General features: G+C 57.1%; 1 protein-coding gene. It reads right to left on the reverse strand.

The genetic code is table 11. The features are described from left to right. Positions 1-976 (reverse strand): PAS-domain containing protein (locus A3730_RS09830; protein WP_156501126.1); only part of this gene is annotated, 976 nt, incomplete at both ends.

Raw genomic sequence — 976 nt, forward strand, 5'->3', positions numbered from 1 at the left:
CCTGTACCTCATGGTCGAACTGGCCCTTTTCCTGGTTACGCAACTGCTGACGCAACGATGAAGCAAACAACTGCGCGGCATTCAAAGGCTGCATCAGGTCATGGCCAGCGGCCGCCAGGAAACGGGTTTTCCCTTCATTGGCCTGTGCCAGTTTGGCATTCAGCTCCGACAGTTTCCGGGTACGCTCCGAGACCATCTGCTCCAGATTTTCATTGATCTGGCGAAGTGCTTTTTCATCGTGTTTGCGTTCGGTGATGTCCATATACGTACTGACAAAACCGCCGCCCACCATAGGCGTGCCACGCACCTCCACCACGATGCCATTGGGCAGTTCCCGCTCGAACTGATGCGCATACCCTTCGCGTAATAATTGCACCCGCCGCGTCACGTTTTCTTCCATATTTTCGCCGTCGTAATAACCCCGTTCGGCGTTATAGCGATACACATCGGCGATGGAGCGCCCCAACCGAATCAACCCGTCCGGATAATCAAACAGCTTTACGTAGGCCTGATTCCAGGCCACCACCTGCATATCCCGGTCCACCACGCAGATGCCCTGGCTAATGGTTTCAATGGTGGTGCGCAGCAACTGATGGTTGAACTGAATCAGCTCGGAGGCTTCGTCCATCATCCGCACCACATCATCGTGGCGGCCATTCTGTTTGCGCAGCAACGAACTCATCACAATGCGTGCGGTGGAGGCCCCCATGGTGCCCGCCAGCAGCCGCTCCACATATCGCACCAGATGCAGGGGCGCCGGCAATTCCAATTCTTCCGACACCCCACGCCGGCGCATGTAATCGAAGAACAAAGGTTCCGCCCGTGGATGTCCCAACCCGCGCTTGCAGACTTCCAGCAATTCGATGGTGGTAATGGAGGGGTGCCCCATACCTTCGCGCCACCAGTCCGTGGGCATATCCACAAACCGGGCGGCCTGGGTTTCATCCAGGGCATCATGGTTGGCCCGGCGGGAATA

Source organism: Alcanivorax sp. HI0044 (genome assembly GCF_001634945.1).